The sequence below is a fragment of the Halopenitus malekzadehii genome (assembly GCF_900108505.1).
Classification (GTDB): Archaea; Halobacteriota; Halobacteria; order Halobacteriales; family Haloferacaceae; genus Halopenitus; species Halopenitus malekzadehii.
In genome coordinates this window covers 1-2,823 of sequence record NZ_FNWU01000039.1, presented here as the reverse complement: position 1 = coordinate 2,823, position 2,823 = coordinate 1, and the positions used below count along the sequence as shown (strand labels likewise).

Here is a 2,823-nt window from a genome sequence, read left to right as displayed (position 1 = left end):
GTATTTGCGAACTCCTGATCGAAAGCAATCCGAGAGAGAATTTCCAAGAAATCCTCTCTCGTGTACTTCCCACACGGTTTGACGCCGAATTCGAGCTCTGGAAACAGCAGCGTCGACGCGGCACGACAGACCTGTTTCGCCTCAGTTGTCTGGACCATTTGTTGACCAACACAGCCCAGCATCAAGAGCCTCAGTCAGGTTCGGCAACTACTGTAAAGCGCGAGGCTTTCTCCTCGATGCTCCGTAATCCCGCTCGGTCGCTTACAGGTATTCGTCGACTCGTTGAGATCGTCACTCATCGACTAAGAAGCGTTTGTTCAGCCACACACGGCACATCGCTGAAATCGGTTTTTAAGCCTAGAGTATGTTTTTCTCGTCTCCAACGAATGGATCTAGTATGCCCTCCCAGCAAGATCTAAATCATCCACGATCTCACGGTCAATTACAAGATACGACGCAAGTCTTTGATCCGGGGAGGACTGAAGACGTCCTGATTCGGAACTACGATCACCAGCGAGGATATGACCTTACACTGGTCATCCTCACGCAGGCCGGTGAGACGGTGTTTCAAAATCGATACTACCTACAGCCGGGAGAGACCGTCAGCGAATGTGACCTCCTCCCAAGTGACGATTATGAGATCGTTGTTACTCTCGACAATACGCAGGAAGCATCCAGACGTTACCGAATCGATTCATCCCCCGATCACACGGCTGTTATCGAGATCGGCAACGGAGCTCTCAGCCTCACTGAGGGCCTGTATTCCTGATCGCCACCCGGCAACTATGACACCCTCCGAGTCAGCGAGTGTGAGAGACGATCGCCGAGAGCCGTTGGCATCAACTCGTTCGTGTCGACTTCTAGCCTGCTTGAGTGTTGTGTCGGCGCGTGATTCAGGGTGAGTGTTCCGTCCGAGATCACGGCTGTTTTGCGGACCGAACGTGGTCGACAAGTTCGTGCGGCGTTCGCTGGACTCGGGATCACTGTTGGTGCGTTGCTCGCTGGATTGATCGGCGTCATTTCGATGGGCGGTCTCGTCTCACTGTTTGATCTCACCGAGTCTACAGTCGTTCGCGTTCTACAATGGAACTACATCCAGGTCGGGTTCGCTGGATTCGCTAGCGCGTACTTGTTCTGGCAGGGTGATTGGAACAGGTATGTCAAGATCCGATGGCCCACAGTCGAAGACATCGGCTGGATCGTGGGGCTGCCGCTTCTCTTTGCAGCACAGGGGATGGTTCTTCCTCCGATACTGGCTGCGGTCGGACTCCCGCATCCACAACCCGGAACTGGAATGGAGGAACTCGCGTTAGAAACACGCCCCTTGCTTTGGCCAGTCGCGTTCATCAGTATGTACCTGTTTGCTGCACCAGCTGAGGAGCTAGTCTACCGCGGACTCGTTCAGGGTCGGCTTCGCGCTGCGTTCGATACGCTCGGTGTCGTGATCCTCGGTGGGCTGCTATTCGGTATGATGCATTTCCTCGTCGGACTGATGACCCAGGGTGTGAGCTTCAGTGGCAGTCTCTACTGGGGAATTGACACGGTAATCCCGGGATTAGCGTGGGGATATGCGTACGAACGCACGGAGAATCTCCTAGTCACGGCGGTCACACACGCGATGGTATGGACCGTTGCACTACACGAGATCGTGCTCTCTATCCTTCCGGTTTAGTCGTACGAATACTCTCCTTCGATTACGTCGTTCGGCACGGAATCGCTGATTCAGGTATATATCGTCTGAAACAGCTGGTCACTAATCCGAAGTCTTTCATCGGTAGTATGTTTAGTTCTGCAGACAGAGTTCTCGTCGGTGAAATGATGGAACAGGAGACGTCTGATGCGGATGACGTCACGATCAAATGGGAATTTGACGTGACTGATTCTCTTCTCTTACAGACTCTCGCGTATGTGAGTCCCAGTATCTTCGGTGGTATCGCTATACTGGCTGGTGGGCTGTTACTCTGGTTAGTCGGCTCGGCGTTGCTGGATGGTGACCTCGCTCGAGCAGTCGGGGTCGTTACCTTCGCGGCACTGGCGCTGCTTTCTCGTCGCTATCTTCCGGCCCTACTCAATACGAACGCCACTGACTCCTTGTGGAACCGCTATTCGTGGCGAGGACTCGCCATCGGGAGCGTCTTTGGCGCACTCGTTCTTCTTGGAAGCACGCAGTTGCATCCTATGGCACCGTTCGCGGTGTTCATCGCCAGTTGGGTGCCGGTCGTCCTCACCGCAGCGTTTCCGACGAGTGGGTATGCTGACTGGGCGGAGGGAACGCTCGTCATTGACGATACTGAGGTTCCGCTTGAAGCAGTCAGCGCATTTCGGGCAGTTTCCATAGACACGTTTGTACTCTGTTGGCTCTCATATACGCGAGGTGTTCCGACTGCACCCCGTATTATCGTCCTCCCATCCAGCTGTTTGGATGTCGTTTCGAATCTGATTGAGACGGCTCCAGACGCTTCGAAACGGGAACACTCGACGATTGATCGAACGGAACGACTCATCTTCGGACTGTTCGGACTCGGTCTGATCGCTGTGGGTCCACTTCTTTGGCTGATTGTTCCACCGGGGGATGGACAGGTTGTCGCGTTGTACGCAGGGGCGATGTTCGGACTTTTCGGGCTGATACTACTCTGGTACGCATACAGCGCTTGATCGTCTCGATCGTGTGATGAGGCGTTCAACACTGACGTGAACGGTGCAGAGAACATCCGTCTCGAGATACGAACGCTCTTGTGAAGTACATTGTTGGTGAGTCAGAGAACTTCTCGGATAATCTGTTTCAGTGCTTCTCGTCCCGGTTTGCGGAGGATTCGTCGCCGA

General features: G+C 54.1%; 3 protein-coding genes. All 3 read left to right on the top strand.

Annotated features, from left to right (window positions below; all coding sequences use genetic code 11):
- Window positions 1-397 precede the first annotated feature (397 nt).
- The 3 genes from BLW38_RS15595 (at window position 398) to BLW38_RS15585 (ending at window position 2,655) form a co-directional block, all read left to right on the top strand.
- Window positions 398-769 (top strand): hypothetical protein, encoded by a 372-nt coding sequence (locus tag BLW38_RS15595; protein WP_092818105.1) that lies wholly within the window; start codon window positions 398-400, stop codon window positions 767-769.
- A gap of 129 nt (window positions 770-898) precedes the next feature.
- Window positions 899-1,672 carry a CPBP family intramembrane glutamic endopeptidase gene (locus BLW38_RS15590; RefSeq protein ID WP_143040928.1) on the top strand — a complete coding sequence of 258 codons (774 nt, stop codon included), beginning with the start codon at window positions 899-901 and terminating at the stop codon, window positions 1,670-1,672.
- A gap of 146 nt (window positions 1,673-1,818) precedes the next feature.
- Complete coding sequence (locus tag BLW38_RS15585) at window positions 1,819-2,655, top strand: hypothetical protein (protein WP_143040927.1); 837 nt, start codon at window positions 1,819-1,821, stop codon at window positions 2,653-2,655.
- Window positions 2,656-2,823: the final 168 nt, after the last annotated feature.